The sequence below is a fragment of the Halobacillus sp. H74 genome (genome assembly GCF_052246715.1).
Lineage (GTDB): Bacteria > Bacillota > Bacilli > Bacillales > Halobacillaceae > Halobacillus > Halobacillus litoralis_A.
In genome coordinates this window covers 71,926-92,282 of the sequence record NZ_JBQQCI010000001.1, presented here as the reverse complement: position 1 = coordinate 92,282, position 20,357 = coordinate 71,926, and the positions used below count along the sequence as shown (strand labels likewise).

The window sequence follows — 20,357 nt, the reverse complement described above, 5'->3', positions numbered from 1 at the left end:
ATGCAGCCTACTTTTACGACGATTCGGGAAGCCCGCCGCTGGGCTTCTCTTTTTTTACAAAAGCACGGGAGAGAAGCGCGTGTGGGGGACCTTTTGATCGAAAACCTTTTAGGATGGTCACAAGCAAAAATACTAGCTTATGAAATTGAGGAATTCCCTTTAAGCCTAAGAGAAGATTTTGTGAATCAAATCCATGCACATGCCGAAACGGGTGTTCCAGTCCAACACATAACCGGCTTCGCACACTTTTACGGGCGTGAATTCAAGGTCAGTCCCCATGTACTTATTCCTCGGCCTGAAACAGAAGAGCTTTTGCTTGGAGTGATTGAATTTATCCGCTCTCATAAAATTGATCGTCCCAAAATCGCTGATATCGGGACAGGAAGTGGAGTCATCTCGATTTCGGCTGCTTTGGAAATACCTGATAGCGAAGTCATAGCTGTGGACATTTCTGAAGATGCGCTCGCTGTAGCTGCGCGTAATGCGGAGGCAATGCAAGCTGACATTCAGTTTTATCAAGGAGACTTCCTCAACCCGTTGAAAAATCATTCGATCGATATTGTTATATCCAACCCTCCCTACATCTCTCATAAGGACAAGAGCGGGATGGATGATACTGTCGTCAACTTCGATCCTGAACTGGCACTTTTTGCTGATGAGGATGGTTTAGCGGCTTATCGGATTATGCTTGAACAATTATCCACGTTTGAAAAGAAACCTTTGTGTATCGCTTTTGAAATTGGTCACCAACAAGGAGTAGCTGTGGAGGGCATGATCAGAAAACTTTTACCTGAGTACGAAACGGAAATCCGTAAAGATATGAATGGCAAGGATCGAATGATTTTTAGCTTCCATAAAGAATTAAGAGTTTCATAGAATTTTGATTAAAGTTCTTTTCCTCTGACCATACTAGCGACTAGTACAGGGACAGGGAGGAAAACAATATGAAAAACAGCTTACTTCTATTAATGGGATTGACAGTCATTCTTACAGTCCTCCCTTGGGGACAGCGTATGGAAGCGGAATATGGACAAAACTTTCAAGTGATTCCAGATGAAGCCATTCGTCTGCGGATATTAGCGGATAGTAACGATGAAGAAGATCAACAGGTCAAACGCGAAGTAAGAGACCAAGTGAATGCGGAAATCACTGAGTGGGTGGAAGACTTGACATCAGTCGAAGCAGCCCGTCAATTGATCGGGGACCGTTTACCGGAACTTGAAAAGATCGTAGCTGAGACACTGGAAGCCAAAGGTATCGACCAAACTTATACAGTGGATTATGATTCCAGTGTTACCTTTCCGACAAAATTGTACGGCTCATATATTTACCCTGCAGGAGAATACGAAGCGATATTGATTACATTAGGTAGTGGAGAAGGGGATAACTGGTGGTGTGTATTATTCCCGCCTCTGTGCTTCCTGGATTTCTCCAACGGGACGAGTGTTGCTGAAGCAGAAGAAGTGCCTGCAGAAGAAGCACCAGTAGAGAAGGAAGAGAAAGAAGTGAAGTTCTTCGTCGTGAAAATATGGGAAAATATCTTTTCCTAGCATATCATCCACACCCCTTTTCATAGAGTAGGAGAAAAGGGGTGTGGATTCTGTTATGTATATTGAAAAAGTGGAAGAAGAGCTCTATCAATTGAAAAAGAAAGATCAAACGATCGGGACTTTCAAACTCATTGAATTTGCGGGTGACATAGGAAAACTGGAGCAATTGCAGGTCGCTGATCACATCTCTCCGGGGCGGGTGCTTGAAGTCTTTGAAGTTATTCAATCCTTTGTGGAGGAGGAAGGTTTTGCTGAATTGCATGTGGAAAGTCACTCGCAAACGCTCGATTTTCTTTTACAACATCAACAGTTCAAATTAGATGATGTCGAAAAAAGTTTGTGGATATTCACGGTTAACCACAAGTAACTGTTAATAAGTGAGTTACTTATGCACAAAAAACCTATTTTTTGTGCATAAGCTGTGAATAGATATTTTTAGATGCGTAAAATTACTAACGGAAATTTTGGATATGTGGGTATCTTTGTGGATAACTCAATTCATCATGAGGACATCCTGTGAATAATGTCTGAATTTGCGATATTTTGTAGAATTATTCATAATAGTATTAAGAGAAAAAACAACGGCTGAGAGCCATCCACAAATACATCTTTTTTCATTTCTTAGATAAGCAGAAGGAGTACGTATGATGAGCATGGAAACAAAGGTTTGGAATGAAGCTATTGAATTTGATTCTTCTATAAAAGAGGCGGCACAATTCCTCCTGAACAAGCAAGTCGTTGCCTTTCCAACAGAGACCGTTTATGGCCTTGGTGCCGATGCTACGCAGGAAGCTGCCGTGCAACGGATTTTCGAAGCTAAAGGGAGGCCGTCTGATAATCCATTGATCGTCCACGTAGCGGATAAAGACCAAGTCGAAAAATTGGTGCACGTTATACCTCCTATCGCTCGACAGCTCATGGATGAGTTTTGGCCCGGTCCGCTGACGATTATTATGGAGAGTAACGGGTCTGCCGCTGAAAATGTCACAGCTGGCTTATCCACAATCGCCATCCGTATGCCTGACCATCCACTGGCGCTCGCTTTATTACGTACTACGGATCGACCACTAGCCGCCCCGAGTGCAAACCGTTCCGGCAGGCCCAGCCCGACCACGGCTGAGCATGTTTTTCAAGACTTGAATGGACGGATCGCCGGCATCCTTAATGGTGGACCTACTGGGGTCGGAGTGGAGTCAACTGTTGTTGACTGTACGACCGAAATCCCTGTCATTCTTCGTCCAGGAGGCGTAACTAAAGAAAATTTGGAACAAGTGCTTCCGGAAGTCATCATTGATCCAGCGCTTGCTAATGAAGCGCAATCTCCAAAATCTCCGGGGATGAAATATACTCATTATGCCCCTGAAGCGCCACTATGGTTAGTGGATGGGGAAGAAGATTTCTTCCATGACCAGATGGAAAAGTTATCGAAGCAAGGTTATCGCGTCGGTGTAATTGCAAGTGATCAGTTGGCTGCTCAATTGAAGCACGCTTCACTGATTACATGTGGATCAAGAGAAAATTTAGCGCAAATAGCTGAACGACTCTATGGAGCATTAAGAGAATTCAAGAAGGCAGACATCGATATCATCTTGTGTGAAACATTCCCGGAAACCGGGGTCGGTGCTGCTATTATGAACCGATTGACAAAGGCAGCTGTGAAAAAAATCAAGCAGTACTAACATAGAGTCCCCTTTCCGCGCATACGATGATATAGCATGTCCGAGGAGGGGGATTTTCAGTTGGAGCAGCTGACTTCATTGATTTTGTTATCCATTGCCTTAGGTTTAGATGCTTTTTCCGTGTCCTTAGGGATGGGCTTACAAGCGGTACGTTTAAAACATGCTTTTGTCGCTGGAATCGTCATAGGTGTTTTTCATATTTTCATGCCGGGATTAGGAATCCTGCTAGGAAAATGGCTCTCGGTTAGTGCTAGCGAATGGGCGACATTAGCTGGTGGGGTCATGCTGTTTGGTTTAGGTGCCTATGCTGTATTCGCTTCCTTTACAGAGAAGCACTCCTTCTCGTATCGGATGACAGGCGTAGGTATATGGTTATTTGCTTTGAGTGTGAGCATTGATAGTTTCCCGGTCGGTTTCAGTATAGGCTTGAGAGAAGCAGAAGTTTGGATATATGTTCTGTCTTTTGGAGTATTCAGTATGGTGCTTACATGGGCTGGGTTCATCATTGGACGCAGAGCGGGTGGTCTTCTCGGCACCTACAGTGAATTGCTTGGCGGAAGTATTCTGTGCGCTTTAGGTCTAAGTGCCATATTTTGACAAATTTTTAGTCGAGCATCTTCCTGTGATATTATAGAGAAAATGGACTATGGGTTAGGAGAAGAATGGTTATGAATATTTTATTTGTCTGTACTGGAAATACCTGCCGAAGTCCGATGGCGGAGGCATTATTGAAATCAAAACTTGCGGATGGACAAGTTCGATCTGCGGGCATTTTTGCAGGCAAAGGGGAAACGCTTGCGAAAAATTCCGAAATCGTCCTTGGTGAAATTGATTTAACCCTGGACCATCAAACAAATCCTGTGGATAAGGATTCCTTAGCCTGGGCGGACCTGGTTCTTACTATGACAGATCGCCATAAACAAACATTGGCTTTGCAATATCCTGAATACGAGGACAAATATTATACGCTCAAGGAGTATGTGTTGGTGAACGAGGTCCAATGGGATAAATTGAAAGATTTATACAGCAGCTTTGAGGACAAGCGTTCAGCGATTCTAAGTGAGCATCAGTCCTCTTTGGATGATTATGAACTTGAGAAGAAGCTGCTGGAAGAGTTGGGAGAGGAAATTAAAGAAATTGAACAATTGGAAAATGACCTGCCTGACTTGAATATAACCGATCCTTTTGGAGGAAATGTTAGCATCTACCGAAATACTCGGGATGAACTGGAAGAGCATATTGAGCTGCTAGTAAAAATGTTGGAAAGAAATGATAGTTAAAGTTTCTTTTAAGGAGAGCTGAAAGTGTATTGAAATCGATTCAGTTTTACGTTTGAAACCATTCCTTTATTAGTAAGGAATTGGTTCTCATTACATATTCATTTGATGCTTTATCCAATAACTGTACTGCATTGGCCGGCCGGGAAAGAGGAAAAGGTCAGGCGAGATGAAAGTAGCTTATTACATAATAAGAAGGCCTATTGAAGCAAATCCGTCGCAACTGATTGACAGCTGAGAGGGAAACTGTCACGATGAGATTGATTATAGTAGACGGGAGTGTCAGAAGATGAAAGTAATCCTTGCTTCAGATCATGGCGGCATCAATTTACGTAAAGAAGTGGCAGATGTTTTGGAAGAACTTCAAATAAAATTTGAAGATATCGGATGTGAATGTGAAAGCTCTGTCGATTATCCTGATTACGCTATTCCGGCAGCTGAACGTGTTGCTGACGGTGAATTTGATAAAGCGATCTTGATTTGCGGGACAGGCATCGGTATGTCCATTTCTGCAAACAAAGTAAAAGGCATACGCGCTGCCTTAGTCCACGATCTCTTCACTGCTAAAGTGACACGGGAACATAATGATTCCAATGTGCTTTGTATGGGTGAGCGTGTGATCGGTCCTGGTCTGGCGAAAGAAATTGCTAAAACTTGGGTTTCTACAGATTTTGAGGCGGGCCGTCACGAAAGACGTGTCAGTAAGATTGCCGAATACGAAAATAAGTAATACAATGGAATATAGAAAAGCGGAAGCATATGTATGCGGAAGCTGACAATTGAAGGAGGAGCCGATTGCTTCTCCTTTTTTCATATCCCCTTGGAGGAGGTGGAGTAAAATGATGGATTTAGAACAGATTCAAGCGGATGTCAACAATGTAGTCAACCAGTTGATAGAGGATGGTTCTACTAGACGCGGCTTATTTGTCATCGGATGTTCGACGAGTGAGATTGCAGGTAAACGAATAGGTACTTCGGGAAGTGAAGCGATTGCTGAAGTCGTATTTAGTGAACTGAAGAAACTAGAAGATCGAACAGGTGTACAATTCGCTTTTCAGTGCTGTGAGCATTTGAACCGTTCGCTGGTCATAGAACGATCAATTCTAGATCAGCAACGCTTAACAGAAGTTGCGGCAATCCCAGTCCCTCAAGCAGGGGGATCGATGGCTTCGTATGTTTTTAAGCAAATGAAGGATCCAGTTCTAGTGGAACGGATTGAAGCTGAAGGTGGTCTTGATATAGGAGATACTTTGATCGGGATGCACTTGAGGCGAGTCGCTGTTCCGCTTCGGATTGAGCAAACGTCCATCGGCCATGCTCATGTAACGGCTGCTAAAACTCGACCCCCTCTCATTGGCGGGGAAAGGGCAGTCTATGTAAATCGTTCAGAAGAAGGGTCATGTGATCATTAGGAATGGAAAGGGGAACGTTTGACCATGAATCATGTTAAATCAACAGACGCAGAAATTTTTGCAGCAATCAAGGATGAGAAAAATCGCCAACAGGATAATATTGAACTGATTGCCTCAGAGAACTTTGTATCAGAGGCTGTAATGGAAACGATGGGGACTGTGTTGACGAACAAATATGCAGAAGGCTATCCTGGCCGCCGTTATTATGGTGGATGTGAACACGTGGATGTGGTTGAGAATCTAGCTCGTGACCGCGCGAAACAGCTGTTCGGAGCAGATCACGCGAATGTCCAGCCGCATTCTGGGGCCCAAGCGAATATGGCCGTTTATTTCACAGTTCTGGATCATGGTGATACAGTATTAGGAATGAATTTGAATCATGGTGGTCACTTGACTCATGGCAGTCCGGTCAACTTCAGTGGAAAGCTTTATAACTTTGAAGAGTATGGTGTAAATGATCAAGATGAAACCATTGATTATGATGATGTATTAGCGAAGGCTAAAGAAGTACAACCGAAACTTATCGTTGCCGGTGCCAGTGCCTATCCAAGAAAGATCGACTTTGCTAAATTTCGTGAAATCGCGGATGAAGTTGGCGCATACCTGATGGTAGACATGGCCCATGTGGCAGGGTTGGTCGCTACTGGACTGCATCCGAACCCAGTGCCGCATGCTCATTTCGTTACGACCACCACTCACAAGACATTGCGCGGACCTCGTGGGGGTATGATTCTTTGTGAAGAATCCTTTGCTAAAAAAATCGACAAAAACGTTTTCCCTGGCATGCAAGGAGGACCGCTTATGCATATCATCGCTGCAAAGGCTGTATCCTTCAAAGAGGCATTAGAACCTGAATTCAAAGAGTACTCACACCAACTTGTCGCAAATGCCAAACAGCTGGCTCAGTCTCTTTTAGATAAAGGAGTCGACCTCGTTTCTGGTGGTACGGATAATCACCTTCTCCTATTGGACTTGCGTAACAAAGGACTGACAGGAAAGGTGATTGAGAAAGCTTTAGATGAAATAGGAATTACGACGAATAAAAATGCGATTCCGTTTGACCCTGAAAGTCCATTCGTCACAAGTGGAATCCGTATTGGTACAGCAGCGGTGACAAGTCGTGGCTTCAAGGAAGCTGAAATGGAAGAAATCGCTGACCTGATTGCATATACTCTTGAGCATCATGAAGATGAAGCGAAGATGAAAGAAGCAGAAGAGCGTGTGCGTCAGTTGACTGGCCGTTTCCCTATGTATCAAACACTGAATTATTCTTCCCTTTAATAGACCGAAGAGCCACTAGTAACTACTAGTGGCTCTTTTTCGAAAACCGCAGTCAACCATTACCGAACAGATGCAGATGCCGGAACACTTGAAAGCCTGATTTCGAGACTTTTAATGAGGTTTTAGGGCTATGGGGAACAACTCATCCAGTTCCATTGTCCAGACACTCGCGTCATAAGCAGAACATCAAAGGAATGAAAAACCACATCCCGATGATGTTCTGCTTATGCCAATCGTGTCTCCCAGGGCAATTCCGCATTTGAACACTTTCCGCGGGCGTGTGCTGAGCCTTCTCAGGCTCAGCGCCTTCCGGGGTCTCACCTATCCCGCTCATCCCGCAGGAGTCTCGTCATTTTAAAGCCACCCCTTTCAACATAGGATGAACGAACCTTGGTTAGGTATATTTGTACTCCAATACGGTTCTCTTTCATAGGGAGCGCTCTTCACTAGAAGCACCGAAGTTGAGGTTTCCGTTCTCCACATAAAAGAAGAAGGTACGGGAAATTGCGAGACTCCTATGGGAGGACAGGCATGGTGAGATCCCGGAAGGCGAAGCCTGAGGAAGCTCACCACATGCCCCCACGGAAAGCGATCCGTTTTCCCAGCCACCATTTTCTTATACAAAAGTCTCGAAACCAAATTTTCCTGATACGGAGCTTTTATTGGAGGAGAATGGTTGTGGGTCATTGTAGTGGGTTGCAGTAGTGTCTCTTTTTCAGTACAATTTAAAGGATGTAAACTTTGAGAAGGAGTGATTGGCAATGGCAAACGTTTATGTACTGGATCATCCCTTGATTCAACACAAATTGACGTACATACGTAAAAAAGAAACAGGAACGAAAGATTTCCGTGAGTTAGTGGACGAAGTAGCTGCATTGATGGCTTTTGAAATTACACGTGACCTTCCTCTAGAAGAAGTCGAAATCGACACACCTGTTGTAGAAGATGCGAAAGCGAAAGTGCTGACAGGTAAAAAAATCGGTCTCGTTCCTATCTTACGTGCTGGTCTTGGTATGGTGGATGGAATCATTCAGTTGATTCCTGCTGCAAAAATCGGGCACGTTGGCCTTTATCGTGATCCAGAAACGTTAAAGCCGGTAGAGTATTATGTCAAACTTCCTAGTGATATTGAAGAGCGTGAACTGATTGTTATCGACCCGATGCTGGCGACAGGGGGATCAGCGAATGAAGCTATCGAATCCTTGAAGAAACGGGGAGCTCGCCAAATCCGTCTAATGTGCCTTGTTGCTGCTCCAGAAGGTGTCGATGCTGTACAGGCAGAGCATCCGGACGTTGATATCTACTTAGCCGCTCTTGATGAAAAATTGAATGAAAAAGGATACATTGTACCTGGTTTAGGCGATGCTGGTGATCGCTTATATGGAACGAAGTAAAAAATAGACTAGAACTTCCTCATTAAAGGAGGAGAATACATGAGTAATCGTATTAAAGTAATGACGATTTTCGGTACAAGACCAGAAGCGATAAAAATGGCGCCACTTGTATTGGAATTGAAAAAAAGGTCTGAGCAATTCGAGCCCATTGTTGCCGTTACAGCACAGCATAGAGAAATGCTCGATCAAGTGTTATCTATTTTCGATATTGAACCAGATTATGATTTGAATATCATGAAAGCTCGTCAGTCTTTAGCACAAGTGACTACTCGTGCGTTAGAGGGTCTGGACGAAGTGATGAAAGAAACGGAACCTGATATCGTTCTCGTCCACGGTGACACAACAACAACATTTGCGGCTTCATTGGCAGCTTACTATAACCAGATTCCTGTCGGTCATGTTGAAGCTGGTTTGCGTACGTGGAATAAATATTCGCCTTACCCGGAAGAGATGAACCGTCAGTTGACGGGGGTCATGGCTGATCTGCATTTCGCACCTACCAACAAGTCACGTGACAACTTAGTTGCTGAAAATAAGTCGGAAGACCATATCTTCGTAACTGGAAATACAGCAATCGATGCTCTGCAAACGACGGTGGATGACAGCTACACTTCCGACGTTTTGGCAGAAGTCGATGGAAAACGACTAGTTTTGATGACTGCTCACCGCAGGGAAAACCTTGGAAATAATATGCAGCAGATGTTCCGTGCAATCAAACGTCTTGTGGAAGAACATGAAGAGATACAGGTCGTTTATCCTGTTCATTTGAATCCTGTTGTCAAAGAAACAGCAGATGAGATCCTTGGGAATGATGAACGTATTAAATTGATCGACCCACTTGACGTCATCGATTTTCATAATTTTGCTGCAAGAGCACACTTGATATTGACGGATTCTGGCGGGGTACAAGAGGAGGCTCCTTCTCTCGGAGTGCCTGTGCTTGTCCTTCGTGATACAACAGAGCGTCCGGAAGGTATCGAGGCAGGAACATTGAAGCTTGCGGGAACGGAAGAAGACCATATTTTCCATTTAGCACATGAGTTGCTTTCAGATGAAAGTAAGCATGAAGCTATGGCGAAAGCTTCGAATCCTTATGGAGATGGTCAAGCTTCCGCACGTATCGCTGAAGCTATCCGCTATTTCTTTGGACATCGGGAAGACAAACCTGCGCCATTTGAAATTGAATAAATGAGTAAAGACTGGGCTCTCTTGGAGCCCAGTCTTTTTTTGAATGAACTCATAAAAGCCGGCGCTTGGTGTGGAGCTTTCAACCATTTCTCCCTCTTCTTCTTTTACCCTCCTTTCTTTTTTTAGTAATCCTATCAGCAAATATTTTTCACCTTGAGTATAAACACATTACACTGACAGAAGATAAAAGAAAAAGGAGCGCTGTTTGATGAGGTTTTATATTTCTATCTTCTTAACTTTTGTCATACTTACGGGATTTAGTGCTCCTCCAACACCTGTAGCACCGGAAGAAGAAGTGACGATCATCGTAGAGCTGAAAGAAGATACTGCTCCGTTCATTTCAGAGTTGAAAAGAAGGTTACCTCGTCTTGAAGTAGTGGCTGAATACGATACGATTTTTAATGGAGTAGCCATACGCGGTACGGCCGAGGAACTGGAAAAATTAGTGCGAATGGATAACGTCGTCAATCAGTACCCTGTTCAAACATACAGATCACTCGGTGAAAAGCCTCTAAGTTTCACAACGGAAGATATTCGTAATCGAATTCAGTCTCCTTATACAGGAGATGGGGTAAAGGTCGGGATCATTGATACAGGTATTGATTATACACATCCAGATTTAGAAGCCAATTATAGCGGTGGATTTGATACGGTCGATTTTGATGAAGATCCCATGGAGACAGAAGGGGAAGGAAAAACTGTACACGGAACCCATGTAGCTGGAGTTATCGGAGCGAATGGGGAAATGGAGGGGATTGCTCCTGAGGCAGAACTATATGCCTATCGCGCTCTTGGACCCGGTGGCGTAGGCTCCTCTGTGCAAGTGATTGCGGCATTAGAAGAAGCGGTGAAACAAGGAATGGACGTGATCAATCTTTCACTCGGCAATGACGTAAACGGACCGGATTGGCCTACCACTCATGCCGTAAACAAAGCTGTAGAGTTAGGGGTGGTTGTGGTTGTGGCAGCAGGAAACTCTGGCCCTGATTCCTGGACTGTCGGTTCCCCGGCTACATCATCAGATGCTATCACTGTAGGAGCTTCAGCTTTATCAATGAAAGCACCTATATTAAAAGTACCAGGAGAAAGAAGTAAGGTCGCTGTTCAAGTGTTATCTGGTTCACAGAAGTGGAAACTGGATAAAAAGTATCCGATTGAATATGTGGGCACAGGAGAAAAGAATCTCGATAATGTTTCAGGCAAGATTGCTTTGTTTGAAAGAGGAGGGATTCCTTTCAGTCAAAAAGCTTTGCGAGCCTATAAAGCAGGAGCGAAAGGTGTGCTCATTGCTAACAATGAAAAAGGGATGTTTTATGGAGGATTGGATGGTTTGAACTTGCCGATTCCCGTTGGTGCGATTTCGCAAGAAGCTGGAAAGTGGTTGGTGGAGAAAGCGGTCCAGCAGAATCAATGGATAGAGACAGTGCAAGAATCCTTAGGTGATCAAGTGGCGCCTTTCAGCTCACGCGGTCCTGTGACCACCAGTTGGGAAATCAAACCTGACCTCCTTGCACCTGGGGTGGATATCATGAGTACTGTGCCGGGGGGATACCAGGCACTTCAAGGGACAAGCATGGCGGCTCCACACGTGGCTGGAGTTGCGGCACTGATGAAAGAAGCGCACCCTGATTGGAATGCGGAACAAGTGAAAAACGCACTAACAACATCGGCACAACTGATTTATAATAAGGAAACGCCTTTTCCTCCAACCCAGCAGGGGGCTGGTTTCATCGATGTCAATAAAGCTCTTGACCCTGAGATTGTAATTAGTGCAGCTCCACTTTCTTTCGGAAAAGCAGACGATAATTTCTTCAGAAAGAAGCTCTCATTTAAAGTAGAAAACCTATCAGATGAACCTGTCCAATTGCAGATGGAAAGACCGAAATCCGAAAACGGCGAATCATGGACAGTACCGATGACGATGGAAATTCCACCAGGAAAGTCTGAAGAGGCAGACGTGGAGTTGCGTTTGAATAATGCGTTTTTAGAAGAGGGAATCCACGAAGGATACTTGACTCTTAAAGGGGAGACTGATTATCAACTGCCATATGTCTATGTAAAAGAGCGTTCTGACTATAATAAGGTCTCAGGCTTTGAGCTGACTCAAAATTGGAATGATGAAAAGGGAGGCATGTATCGTTTTCACCTTGCTGACCAGGTGGAAAAAGTGACGATTGACTTATATCGTGCTGGGACATTGTTGAATATTGGGACGATTGCAGAAATTGATCAACCTCGACCTGGAATGATAGAAGGGGAAGCCGGGCTGAAAAATCTTGACCTGAAGGGGGCTTACCTGGCTGTTGTTACTGTAAATTCCAATGAGGGATCTGATAGCTATTCTTTCCCAGTTTATATAGAAGGAGAATAAATAGAAATGAAAGCATCGCTCTTGGTTAAAAAGGCGGTGCTTTTTTTTATTTGCAACTCTATTAAGTGCGTTTTTAAATAAGTTTTTCGCCAAATCAGACTGAAGAACTTTTCTGTGGTATAAAAAGTTAAATGCTGGAACACAACCCATTATTTTGATGAGGAGATACTTAATTTATCTAGTGAAATTCATGTTTTGTGTGAAGGGTAAAATTGTGACAAAAATGTGATCGAATTTTGTCATCCATTTGTACTTTTGCTCACAAACTCATTGACATCAAACCACCCCTAATGTATTCTTACATAGTGTGGAATGATAAGGTTTTCACCAGTGACAGCAAAGGTTTTAACCCTTTTTTATTTGTCAAGAAAGGTCAAGTCATGAAACAAACCAAACCACCTTTTCAAGCAATGGCTTTAACGAGCAGCATCGCTTCCCAACTTGCTGGCGGACCACTTGTCGGCGCATTTCTGGGGAAATGGATTGATGGTCATTATTCCACCGGACCCACATTCTTAATCATTGGAATTTTCCTCGGGTTAGGTGCAGGTACATATGGAACTATTCATTTAGTACGGACGTACACGGGAGACGATTAACATGGAGACATATCAGCATATGATGGCCCGTCAACGAAAATGGATGTTCTATCTTCTGGCTTTATTAGTACTTGGTTGGGGCATCACCCCTTGGCAGCCAATTTTCCTCGGACTTCTGCTAGGAAGTGCATTAAGCTTTTACAACCTCTGGCTTATGCAACGGAAAATCCGCAAGCTTGGAGAAGCTTCTGCAGAGAGCCGCTCTGTAAGAGGAATTGGTACTTTTACGCGATTGGCTTCCGGCGCTTTAGCCGTAGTCATTGCCCTTCAGTTTGAAGAATATTTCCATTTAATTTCAGTAGTATTGGGCTTAATGGCAGCCTATTTTGTCATTTTAATAGATTATCTGTTCAATAAATCAACAGTTTAGCATGATGGAAGGTAGGTGAACAGTTTGAATCACGAAGCACCGATGTGGGAGGATGCGTTTGGAATCTTTTGGTTGGATTTCAACTTATCGAACGTTCTTATGATGTTTGTTGCATCATTGGTCGTATTCATCCTCGGAGTAGCGGCGACACGAAACATGCAGCGTTATCCAACAGGTTTTCAAAACTTCATGGAGTGGCTGATTGATTTCATCAAAGGCATCATCGGATCGAACATGGATTGGAGAACAGGCAGACTCTTTTTGCCCCTTGGGCTAACATTATTCGCCTACATATTCGTAGCAAATATGTTAGGGGTCGTCACAAATGGTGTAGTTGGACACACCCTATGGTGGAAATCTCCGACAGCCGATCCGGGAATTACCTTGACTCTTGCGACATTGGTCGTAGTGTTATCCCATTATTATGGGGTGAAGTTGAAAGGTGGCAAGGAATATTCAAAAGGATTTGTACGTCCTTTACCGTTCTTATTGCCATTCAAAATCATTGAAGAGTTCTCGAATACGTTAACACTTGGTTTACGTCTTTACGGGAACATTTATGCAGGTGAAATCCTGCTGAGCTTGCTCGTTGGATTAGCAGCGACAGGCGTGGGTGGATTTATCGGAGCAACACTTCCGATGATAGCATGGATGGGCTTTAGTACTTTCATTGGTTTCATCCAAGCGTTTATTTTCGTTATGTTAACGATGGTTTACTTGTCTCACAAGGTGAGCGACGACCATTAATATAAAGCATTAAAATTATTTTTTTAAAAATATTGAGGAGGATTTTCATTATGGGTCTTTTAGCAGCTGCAATTGCAGTAGGTTTAGCAGCACTAGGTGCTGGTATTGGTAACGGTCTGATTGTAAGTCGTACAGTAGAAGGAATTGCGCGTCAACCAGAATTGCGCAGTGCACTTCAAACAACAATGTTCATCGGTGTTGCCCTAGTAGAGGCGATTCCTATCATCGGCGTTGTTATTGCATTCATCGTAATGGGTCAATAACAAGGAAGAGCGAATACGCTTATGGCGAAGTTCAACTCCATCGATCTTCGCCTTTCCTTTACCTTACGAAAACTTTATACCCGTGAGTCATGGTAAGAAAACTTCGACGGAAGCTGTTTTTACAGCGGAAGCCGGGTTTTTCGCTTGTCTAGCTGTATTGTTTATCGCAAATATACGCTCTATATAAGTGAAAGCCTGTTATGAGATGGTGTGGAGAGGAGTGAAAACTGTGCAAGGATTTACAGAGAGTATGGTCCTCGGAGCTGGAGGACTTAACATAGGTGACATGATCATTCAACTTGTTTTTTTCCTTGGTCTACTGGCCCTTTTAGGTAAGTTTGCTTGGGGACCATTGATGAACATGATGAAAGAACGTGAAGATTACGTAGCTAATGAAATCAACACGGCTGAGAAAAGTCGCGAAGAAGCTCAACGTATGCAACGCGAAGCTTCTGAGGAATTGAAATCAACACGTCAAGATGCACAGAATATCATAGAGGATGCCCGTAAAACGGCAGGCCAGCAAGAACGGGATATTCTGGAAAATGCTAAAGCAGAATCAGAACGTATCAAAGAGTCTGCTCGTCAGGAAATTGAACAGGAGAAAGAAAAAGCAGTACAAGCCCTTAAAGACCAAGTGGCATCCATGTCTGTCATGATTGCTTCGAAAGTAATTGAAAAAGAACTTTCTCAAAAAGATCAAGAGGCATTGATCAATCAGTATATCGATAAGGCAGGCGAAGATCGATGAGCCAGTCTATCATTGCCAAACGCTATGCTGATGCCCTTTTCCAACTGGGAAAAGAAAGATCGAAATTAGATCAATTTGAAACTGAACTACTAACATTACGTGAAGTTTATCGTGATAACAACAAAATCGTCTCATTCCTGAAGCACCCTCGTGTATCTGTAGATCAGAAGAAAAAAGTCATGATGGATTCTTTTCAGTCTTTCTCTGAAGAGATCGTAAATACACTGAAACTCCTGGTCGAGAGACACCGTGAAGATATTATCGCAGATATGATACAGCATTATATCGGGATGATGAATGATGCAAAAGGAATTGCAGATGCGGATGTTTACTCCGTCCGCGAACTTTCGGAAGCAGAGAAACAACGTCTTTCAGAAACATTCGCACCTAAGGTCGGTAAACAATCCTTGAACCTGACGAATATCGTAGATTCTTCCATCCTCGGCGGCATTCGATTGAGGGTGGGTAACCGTATATTTGATGGTTCTGTCAGTGGAAAGCTTCGCCGTATAGAGCGCGAGCTAGTTTCTACGAACAAAAGATGATAGGGGTGAAATGACATGAGCATCAAAGCTGAAGAAATCAGTGCGCTGATTAAACAGCAAATTGAAAACTATGAATCAGATATAGAAGTCAATGATGTGGGTACCGTAATCGAAGTCGGTGACGGAATTGCCCGTGCTCATGGCCTTGATAACGTCATGGCTGGTGAGCTAGTTGAATTCTCGAATGGTGTCATGGGAATGGCACAAAACTTGGAAGAAAGTAACGTTGGTCTTGTCATTCTTGGACCATATACTGATATTAAAGAAGGCGACGAAGTTCGTCGTACTGGAAGAATCATGCAAGTACCCGTCGGGGAAGAAATGCTGGGCCGTGTCGTGAATCCACTTGGACAGCCTGTAGATGGCCGTGGTCCAATTGAAACGACGAAAACTCGCCCTATTGAATCTCCGGCCCCTGGTGTTATGGATCGTAAATCCGTTGATGAGCCACTCCAAACAGGTATCAAGGCCATTGATGCTCTAGTACCTATTGGTCGTGGTCAGCGTGAGTTGATCATTGGTGACCGTCAAACAGGTAAAACTTCCGTTGCAATTGATGCGATACTAAACCAACATGATCAGGATATGGTTTGTATTTACGTTGCCATCGGGCAAAAAGAATCTACCGTGCGTGGTACTGTAGAAACTCTGCGACGTCATGGTGCACTTGATTACACGATCGTAGTTACAGCGAGTGCTTCTCAACCAGCACCGCTCTTATACTTGGCTCCATATGCAGGTGTATCACTTGGTGAAGACTTCATGTACAACGGTAAGCATGTGCTTGTCGTATATGATGATCTTTCTAAGCAGGCGGCTGCATACCGTGAACTTTCTCTACTATTACGTCGTCCCCCAGGTCGTGAAGCTTTCCCGGGAGACGTTTTCTACCTACACTCTCGTTTGCTGGAACGTGCGGCTAAGCTCAGTGACGCTAAAGGCGGCGGCTCATTGACTGCTCTTCCTTTCGTTGAGACACAGGCTGGAGACATTTCTGCATACATTCCAACAAACGTGATTTCCATTACAGACGGTCAAATATTCTTACAATCTGATTTGTTCTTCTCCGGGGTACGTCCAGCGATCAACGCAGGTCTCTCTGTATCGCGTGTAGGTGGCTCGGCTCAAATCAAAGCTATGAAAAAAGTAGCCGGAACACTAAGACTTGACCTTGCATCCTATCGTGAACTTGAAGCCTTTGCACAGTTTGGTTCTGATTTGGATAAATCCACACAGGCAAAACTGAATCGCGGAGCTCGTACAGTGGAAGTACTGAAACAGGGTCTTCACCAACCATTAGCTGTAGAAAAACAGGTCATGATCATTTATGCACTTACAAAAGGTTTCCTGGATGAAATTCCAGTAGATGATGTCACTCGTTTCGAGTCTGAGTTCCATAACTGGTTGGATAACAATCGTAAAGAGCTTCTTTCTCAAATTCGTGAGACAGGCAAACTGGCTGACGATGAAGACATGAGTGGTGCTGTGAAAGAATTCAAGAAAACATTTGTTGTTTCTGAATAAATGAATCATAGCTGGAAAGGGTGGTGAAACAGCGTGGCATCCCTTAGAGATATTAAAGGTCGGATTACATCTACGAAGAAGACGAAACAAATCACAAAGGCGATGGAGATGGTATCCGCTTCAAAGCTGAATCGCGCCGAGCAGAATGCTAAAAGATTCGTTCCCTACAGTGAAAAAATCCAAGAAGTGGTCGCGAGTATCGCCCAAGGTGGCGGTGATGCAAGCCATCCAATGCTTGAGTCGCGCGAAGTCAAGAGGACAGGATATCTTGTCATCACTTCTGACCGCGGACTGGCGGGGGCATTCAATAGCAGCGTTCTCCGGAAAGTTTACCAACAGATCCGAGATCATCACACCTCTGCTGAAGAATATACCCTGATTACGATGGGTCGTATCGGTCGTGACTTCTTCCGCAAACGTAATATGCCAGTAGATATGGACATTACAGGTGTGGCTGATCAGCCGGATTACGCTGATATCAAGGATATTGCTTCAGATACGGTTCAACTATATACCGATGAAAAAATCGATCAGCTATACATTTATTACAATCATTATGTCAGCGCTATAACTCAAGAAGTTACGGAAAAGAAAGTGCTGCCATTGACTGATTTGAATAAAGAGGGCAAAGCGAGTCAAAGTTCATATGAGTATGAGCCTAATCAAGAAGAGATTCTTGAGGTCTTGCTTCCGCAGTATGCTGAAAGCTTGATTTATGGTGCTTTGCTCGATAGTAAAGCAAGTGAGCACGCGGCTCGAATGACAGCGATGAAGAGTGCTACAGATAACGCTGATGATTTAATTGGCGATCTTACGCTTTCTTATAACCGCGCACGTCAAGCTGCTATTACCCAGGAGATTACTGAAATTGTCGGCGGTGCAGCTGCCCTCGAATAGGAACTCCCGTATTTTTTCAACAGTAAGTTAGGAGGGAAATCGATGAGTAAAGGACGCGTGACTCAGATTATGGGACCGGTTGTTGACGTAACCTTCGATGACGGCCAACTCCCAGATCTTAACAACGCATTGCACGTCCAATATGACGCGCAATCTGAAAATGAATCAAACGTAGACCTTACATTGGAAGTCGCCCTTCACTTGGGTGACAACACTGTCCGTACAGTAGCCATGTCATCAACAGAAGGTGTCATGCGTGGCACACCGGTTACAGATACAGGAAGCCCTATTTCTGTCCCTGTAGGAGATGTGACGCTTGGTCGGGTATTCAATGTACTTGGTGAAAATATTGACTTGGATGAACCCCTTGGAAATGAGGTTCGTCGTGACCCGATCCACCGTACTGCTCCGGTATTCGAAAATCTGGCGACAGAGACTGAAATCCTTGAAACAGGAATTAAAGTCGTTGACCTTCTTGCCCCTTATGTAAAAGGTGGTAAGATCGGATTGTTCGGTGGTGCCGGTGTAGGTAAAACCGTTTTGATCCAGGAATTGATCAATAATATCGCTCAAGAACATGGTGGTATTTCCGTGTTTGCTGGTGTAGGAGAGCGTACACGTGAAGGTAATGACCTTTACTACGAGATGACGGATTCAGGTGTAATTAAGAAAACAGCAATGGTATTCGGTCAAATGAACGAGCCGCCTGGAGCGCGTATGCGTGTTGCTCTATCCGGTCTGACTATGGCTGAATACTTCCGTGATGAACAAGGACAGGATGTACTCTTCTTCATCGATAATATTTTCCGCTTTACCCAAGGTGGTCTGGAAGTATCTGCCCTTCTCGGTCGTATGCCTTCAGCTGTTGGATATCAGCCGACCTTGGCAACAGAGATGGGTCAGCTTCAAGAGCGAATCACTTCTACAGACAAGGGATCTGTTACATCGATCCAGGCGATTTACGTACCTGCCGATGACTATACAGACCCTGCACCAGCTACGACTTTCGCACACTTGGACGCAACCACAAACCTTGAACGTAAACTTTCAGAGCAAGGAATCTATCCAGCCGTAGATCCACTGGCTTCTACGTCTCGTGCCTTGGACCCTGAGATTGTTGGAGACGAGCACTATGATGTAGCTCGTGAAGTTCAACGTACGCTTCAGCGTTATAAAGAACTTCAAGATATTATCGCTATCCTCGGGATGGATGAGTTATCTGATGAGGATAAATTGACAGTATCTCGTGCACGTCGTGTACAATTCTTCCTTTCTCAGAACTTCCACGTAGCTGAACAGTTCACAGGACAACCTGGTTCTTACGTGCCTGTTTCAGAAACAGTCAAAGGCTTCAAGGAAATTCTTGACGGCAAATATGACGATGTTCCTGAAGATGCATTCCGACTTGTCGGCCGTATCGAAGACGTCGTAGAAAAATCAAAACAAATGCAATAAACAGTTCAATGACAGAGAGGGAAGACTTTACTTGTTGATGAGCTTCCCTTCTCTTCATGATCAGCCAAGGAGGAATACGAATGAGCACACTGACGGTGAGTGTAGTCACTCCTGATGGCCCGGTGTTGGAAGATGCATTTGAAATGGTTAGTTGTAAGGCGGAAAGTGGAGAACTCGGGGTTCTACCTGGACATATCCCTATGGTAGCTCCGCTAACCATCAGCGCTGTTCGCTTAAAAGGGGAAGGTAAGTCCGATCGGATCGCAGTCAGCGGTGGGTTTTTAGAGGTTCGTCCTGATAAAGTGACAATCCTGGCTCAATCAGCTGAAAAACCTTCGGATATTGATATCGACCGTGCCCGGATGGCAAAGGAACGTGCCGAGCGTCGCCTGCAAGATAAACAAGCCGATATTGATTTCCAACGGGCTGAAATGGCACTCAAGCGAGCCATCAATCGTTTGCATGTTTATGAAAATAACTTCTAAACTGCTTTCATCTTGAGAGCAGTTTTTTAGTGAAATTTATGACATGATAAGACTTTGGTGAATCAACAAACTTTATCATCCTCGAATCGTCAGCAAACGCTGGGTTTAAAAGTCAAAATGAAGGGAATCCATCTTTATTGCCCGGGAAATGAAGCGGAATATTCCTTCTTTTGTCGTCTGTTGGCTTCTTCTACGAATAAAGTTTGACGTAAAGAAGGACATGTCGACAAACAGTAGAAAGGAGTGATCGTTTTGGAACAATACTTTGCTGAAGAAGCTTTGCTTAGTATGACATCACATTTAATTTTCATTGTCATAACATGGAGAGTTTTGCAATCGGTCAACTTTGATGCTTTTTTCAAAAAAGATCGGGTATTTGAGGCCAGGGCTTTGATTATTATGATTACCATCGCATTAGGTACAGCGGTCAGTAACTTCTTTTTAGAGTTCATATCATGGTCGAACAGTCTTGTCTATTTGTTTTAGCACCATACATGTGTGAAATTGTCTAATGTTGTTAGGAATTGTATCGTATGATTGTTGTCTTCTCAGGCCAAACTTATAGTAAG

General features: G+C 43.9%; 23 protein-coding genes. All 23 read left to right on the top strand.

Going from position 1 to position 20,357, the window contains the following annotated elements; all coding sequences use genetic code 11:
- The 23 genes from prmC to ACTWPX_RS00410 all read left to right on the top strand — a co-directional run bounded on the left by prmC (position 1) and on the right by ACTWPX_RS00410 (position 20,274).
- Positions 1–876, top strand: coding sequence for a peptide chain release factor N(5)-glutamine methyltransferase (prmC, locus tag ACTWPX_RS00520; RefSeq protein WP_443118043.1), 876 nt, complete (start codon positions 1–3; stop codon positions 874–876).
- Positions 877–944: 68 nt separating this feature from the next.
- The gene (gene spoIIR / locus ACTWPX_RS00515; RefSeq protein ID WP_443118042.1) at positions 945–1,550 is read left to right on the top strand and encodes a stage II sporulation protein R; all 606 of its coding nucleotides are present in this window, start codon (positions 945–947) and stop codon (positions 1,548–1,550) included.
- Between the two features lie 43 nt (positions 1,551–1,593).
- Positions 1,594–1,917 carry a hypothetical protein gene (locus ACTWPX_RS00510; RefSeq protein ID WP_128525573.1) on the top strand — a complete coding sequence of 108 codons (324 nt, stop codon included), beginning with the start codon at positions 1,594–1,596 and terminating at the stop codon, positions 1,915–1,917.
- A gap of 286 nt (positions 1,918–2,203) precedes the next feature.
- Positions 2,204–3,229 (top strand): L-threonylcarbamoyladenylate synthase, encoded by a 1,026-nt coding sequence (locus ACTWPX_RS00505; protein ID WP_443118480.1) that lies wholly within the window; start codon positions 2,204–2,206, stop codon positions 3,227–3,229.
- Positions 3,230–3,289: 60 nt separating this feature from the next.
- Complete coding sequence (locus ACTWPX_RS00500) at positions 3,290–3,826, top strand: manganese efflux pump MntP (RefSeq protein ID WP_443118041.1); 537 nt, start codon at positions 3,290–3,292, stop codon at positions 3,824–3,826.
- A gap of 71 nt (positions 3,827–3,897) precedes the next feature.
- Positions 3,898–4,509 carry a low molecular weight protein arginine phosphatase gene (locus tag ACTWPX_RS00495; protein ID WP_443118040.1) on the top strand — a complete coding sequence of 204 codons (612 nt, stop codon included), beginning with the start codon at positions 3,898–3,900 and terminating at the stop codon, positions 4,507–4,509.
- 286 nt (positions 4,510–4,795) lie between these two features.
- Positions 4,796–5,236, top strand: a complete 441-nt coding sequence (gene rpiB / locus ACTWPX_RS00490) for a ribose 5-phosphate isomerase B (RefSeq protein WP_128525576.1) — start codon at positions 4,796–4,798, stop codon at positions 5,234–5,236.
- A gap of 109 nt (positions 5,237–5,345) precedes the next feature.
- Complete coding sequence (locus tag ACTWPX_RS00485) at positions 5,346–5,918, top strand: TIGR01440 family protein (protein WP_443118039.1); 573 nt, start codon at positions 5,346–5,348, stop codon at positions 5,916–5,918.
- 24 nt (positions 5,919–5,942) lie between these two features.
- Positions 5,943–7,199 carry a serine hydroxymethyltransferase gene (gene glyA / locus ACTWPX_RS00480; RefSeq protein WP_443118038.1) on the top strand — a complete coding sequence of 419 codons (1,257 nt, stop codon included), beginning with the start codon at positions 5,943–5,945 and terminating at the stop codon, positions 7,197–7,199.
- Positions 7,200–7,960: 761 nt separating this feature from the next.
- The gene (gene upp / locus ACTWPX_RS00475; protein ID WP_443118037.1) at positions 7,961–8,593 is read left to right on the top strand and encodes a uracil phosphoribosyltransferase; all 633 of its coding nucleotides are present in this window, start codon (positions 7,961–7,963) and stop codon (positions 8,591–8,593) included.
- Between the two features lie 39 nt (positions 8,594–8,632).
- A complete protein-coding gene (gene wecB, locus ACTWPX_RS00470) occupies positions 8,633–9,781 on the top strand; it encodes a non-hydrolyzing UDP-N-acetylglucosamine 2-epimerase (protein WP_128525581.1) in 1,149 nt (382 codons plus the stop codon).
- Between the two features lie 208 nt (positions 9,782–9,989).
- Positions 9,990–12,152 carry a S8 family serine peptidase gene (locus ACTWPX_RS00465; RefSeq protein WP_443118036.1) on the top strand — a complete coding sequence of 721 codons (2,163 nt, stop codon included), beginning with the start codon at positions 9,990–9,992 and terminating at the stop codon, positions 12,150–12,152.
- A 380-nt stretch (positions 12,153–12,532) separates the two neighbouring features.
- Positions 12,533–12,751, top strand: coding sequence for an AtpZ/AtpI family protein (locus tag ACTWPX_RS00460; protein WP_443118035.1), 219 nt, complete (start codon positions 12,533–12,535; stop codon positions 12,749–12,751).
- 1 nt (position 12,752) lies between these two features.
- Entirely contained in the window at positions 12,753–13,121 is a 369-nt protein-coding gene (locus ACTWPX_RS00455; RefSeq protein ID WP_128525584.1) for an ATP synthase subunit I, read from the top strand.
- A 24-nt stretch (positions 13,122–13,145) separates the two neighbouring features.
- Entirely contained in the window at positions 13,146–13,868 is a 723-nt protein-coding gene (atpB, locus tag ACTWPX_RS00450) for a F0F1 ATP synthase subunit A (RefSeq protein ID WP_128525585.1), read from the top strand.
- Positions 13,869–13,918: 50 nt separating this feature from the next.
- Positions 13,919–14,131, top strand: a complete 213-nt coding sequence (gene atpE, locus ACTWPX_RS00445) for a F0F1 ATP synthase subunit C (RefSeq protein ID WP_014644824.1) — start codon at positions 13,919–13,921, stop codon at positions 14,129–14,131.
- Positions 14,132–14,360: 229 nt separating this feature from the next.
- Positions 14,361–14,882: a F0F1 ATP synthase subunit B gene (atpF, locus tag ACTWPX_RS00440; protein WP_128525586.1), complete on the top strand. Its 522-nt coding sequence runs from the start codon at positions 14,361–14,363 to the stop codon at positions 14,880–14,882.
- Positions 14,879–15,427 (top strand): F0F1 ATP synthase subunit delta, encoded by a 549-nt coding sequence (locus tag ACTWPX_RS00435; RefSeq protein WP_443118034.1) that lies wholly within the window; start codon positions 14,879–14,881, stop codon positions 15,425–15,427. The genes atpF and ACTWPX_RS00435 overlap by 4 nt, the downstream gene beginning before the upstream one ends.
- A 15-nt stretch (positions 15,428–15,442) precedes the next feature.
- The gene (atpA, locus tag ACTWPX_RS00430; RefSeq protein ID WP_128525588.1) at positions 15,443–16,951 is read left to right on the top strand and encodes a F0F1 ATP synthase subunit alpha; all 1,509 of its coding nucleotides are present in this window, start codon (positions 15,443–15,445) and stop codon (positions 16,949–16,951) included.
- Between the two features lie 33 nt (positions 16,952–16,984).
- Positions 16,985–17,848 (top strand): F0F1 ATP synthase subunit gamma, encoded by an 864-nt coding sequence (locus tag ACTWPX_RS00425; protein WP_443118033.1) that lies wholly within the window; start codon positions 16,985–16,987, stop codon positions 17,846–17,848.
- A 42-nt stretch (positions 17,849–17,890) separates the two neighbouring features.
- Positions 17,891–19,303, top strand: a complete 1,413-nt coding sequence (atpD, locus tag ACTWPX_RS00420; protein WP_443118032.1) for a F0F1 ATP synthase subunit beta — start codon at positions 17,891–17,893, stop codon at positions 19,301–19,303.
- An 80-nt stretch (positions 19,304–19,383) separates the two neighbouring features.
- Positions 19,384–19,788: a F0F1 ATP synthase subunit epsilon gene (locus ACTWPX_RS00415; RefSeq protein WP_128525591.1), complete on the top strand. Its 405-nt coding sequence runs from the start codon at positions 19,384–19,386 to the stop codon at positions 19,786–19,788.
- A gap of 252 nt (positions 19,789–20,040) precedes the next feature.
- Positions 20,041–20,274, top strand: coding sequence for a DUF1146 family protein (locus ACTWPX_RS00410; protein ID WP_128525592.1), 234 nt, complete (start codon positions 20,041–20,043; stop codon positions 20,272–20,274).
- Positions 20,275–20,357: the final 83 nt, after the last annotated feature.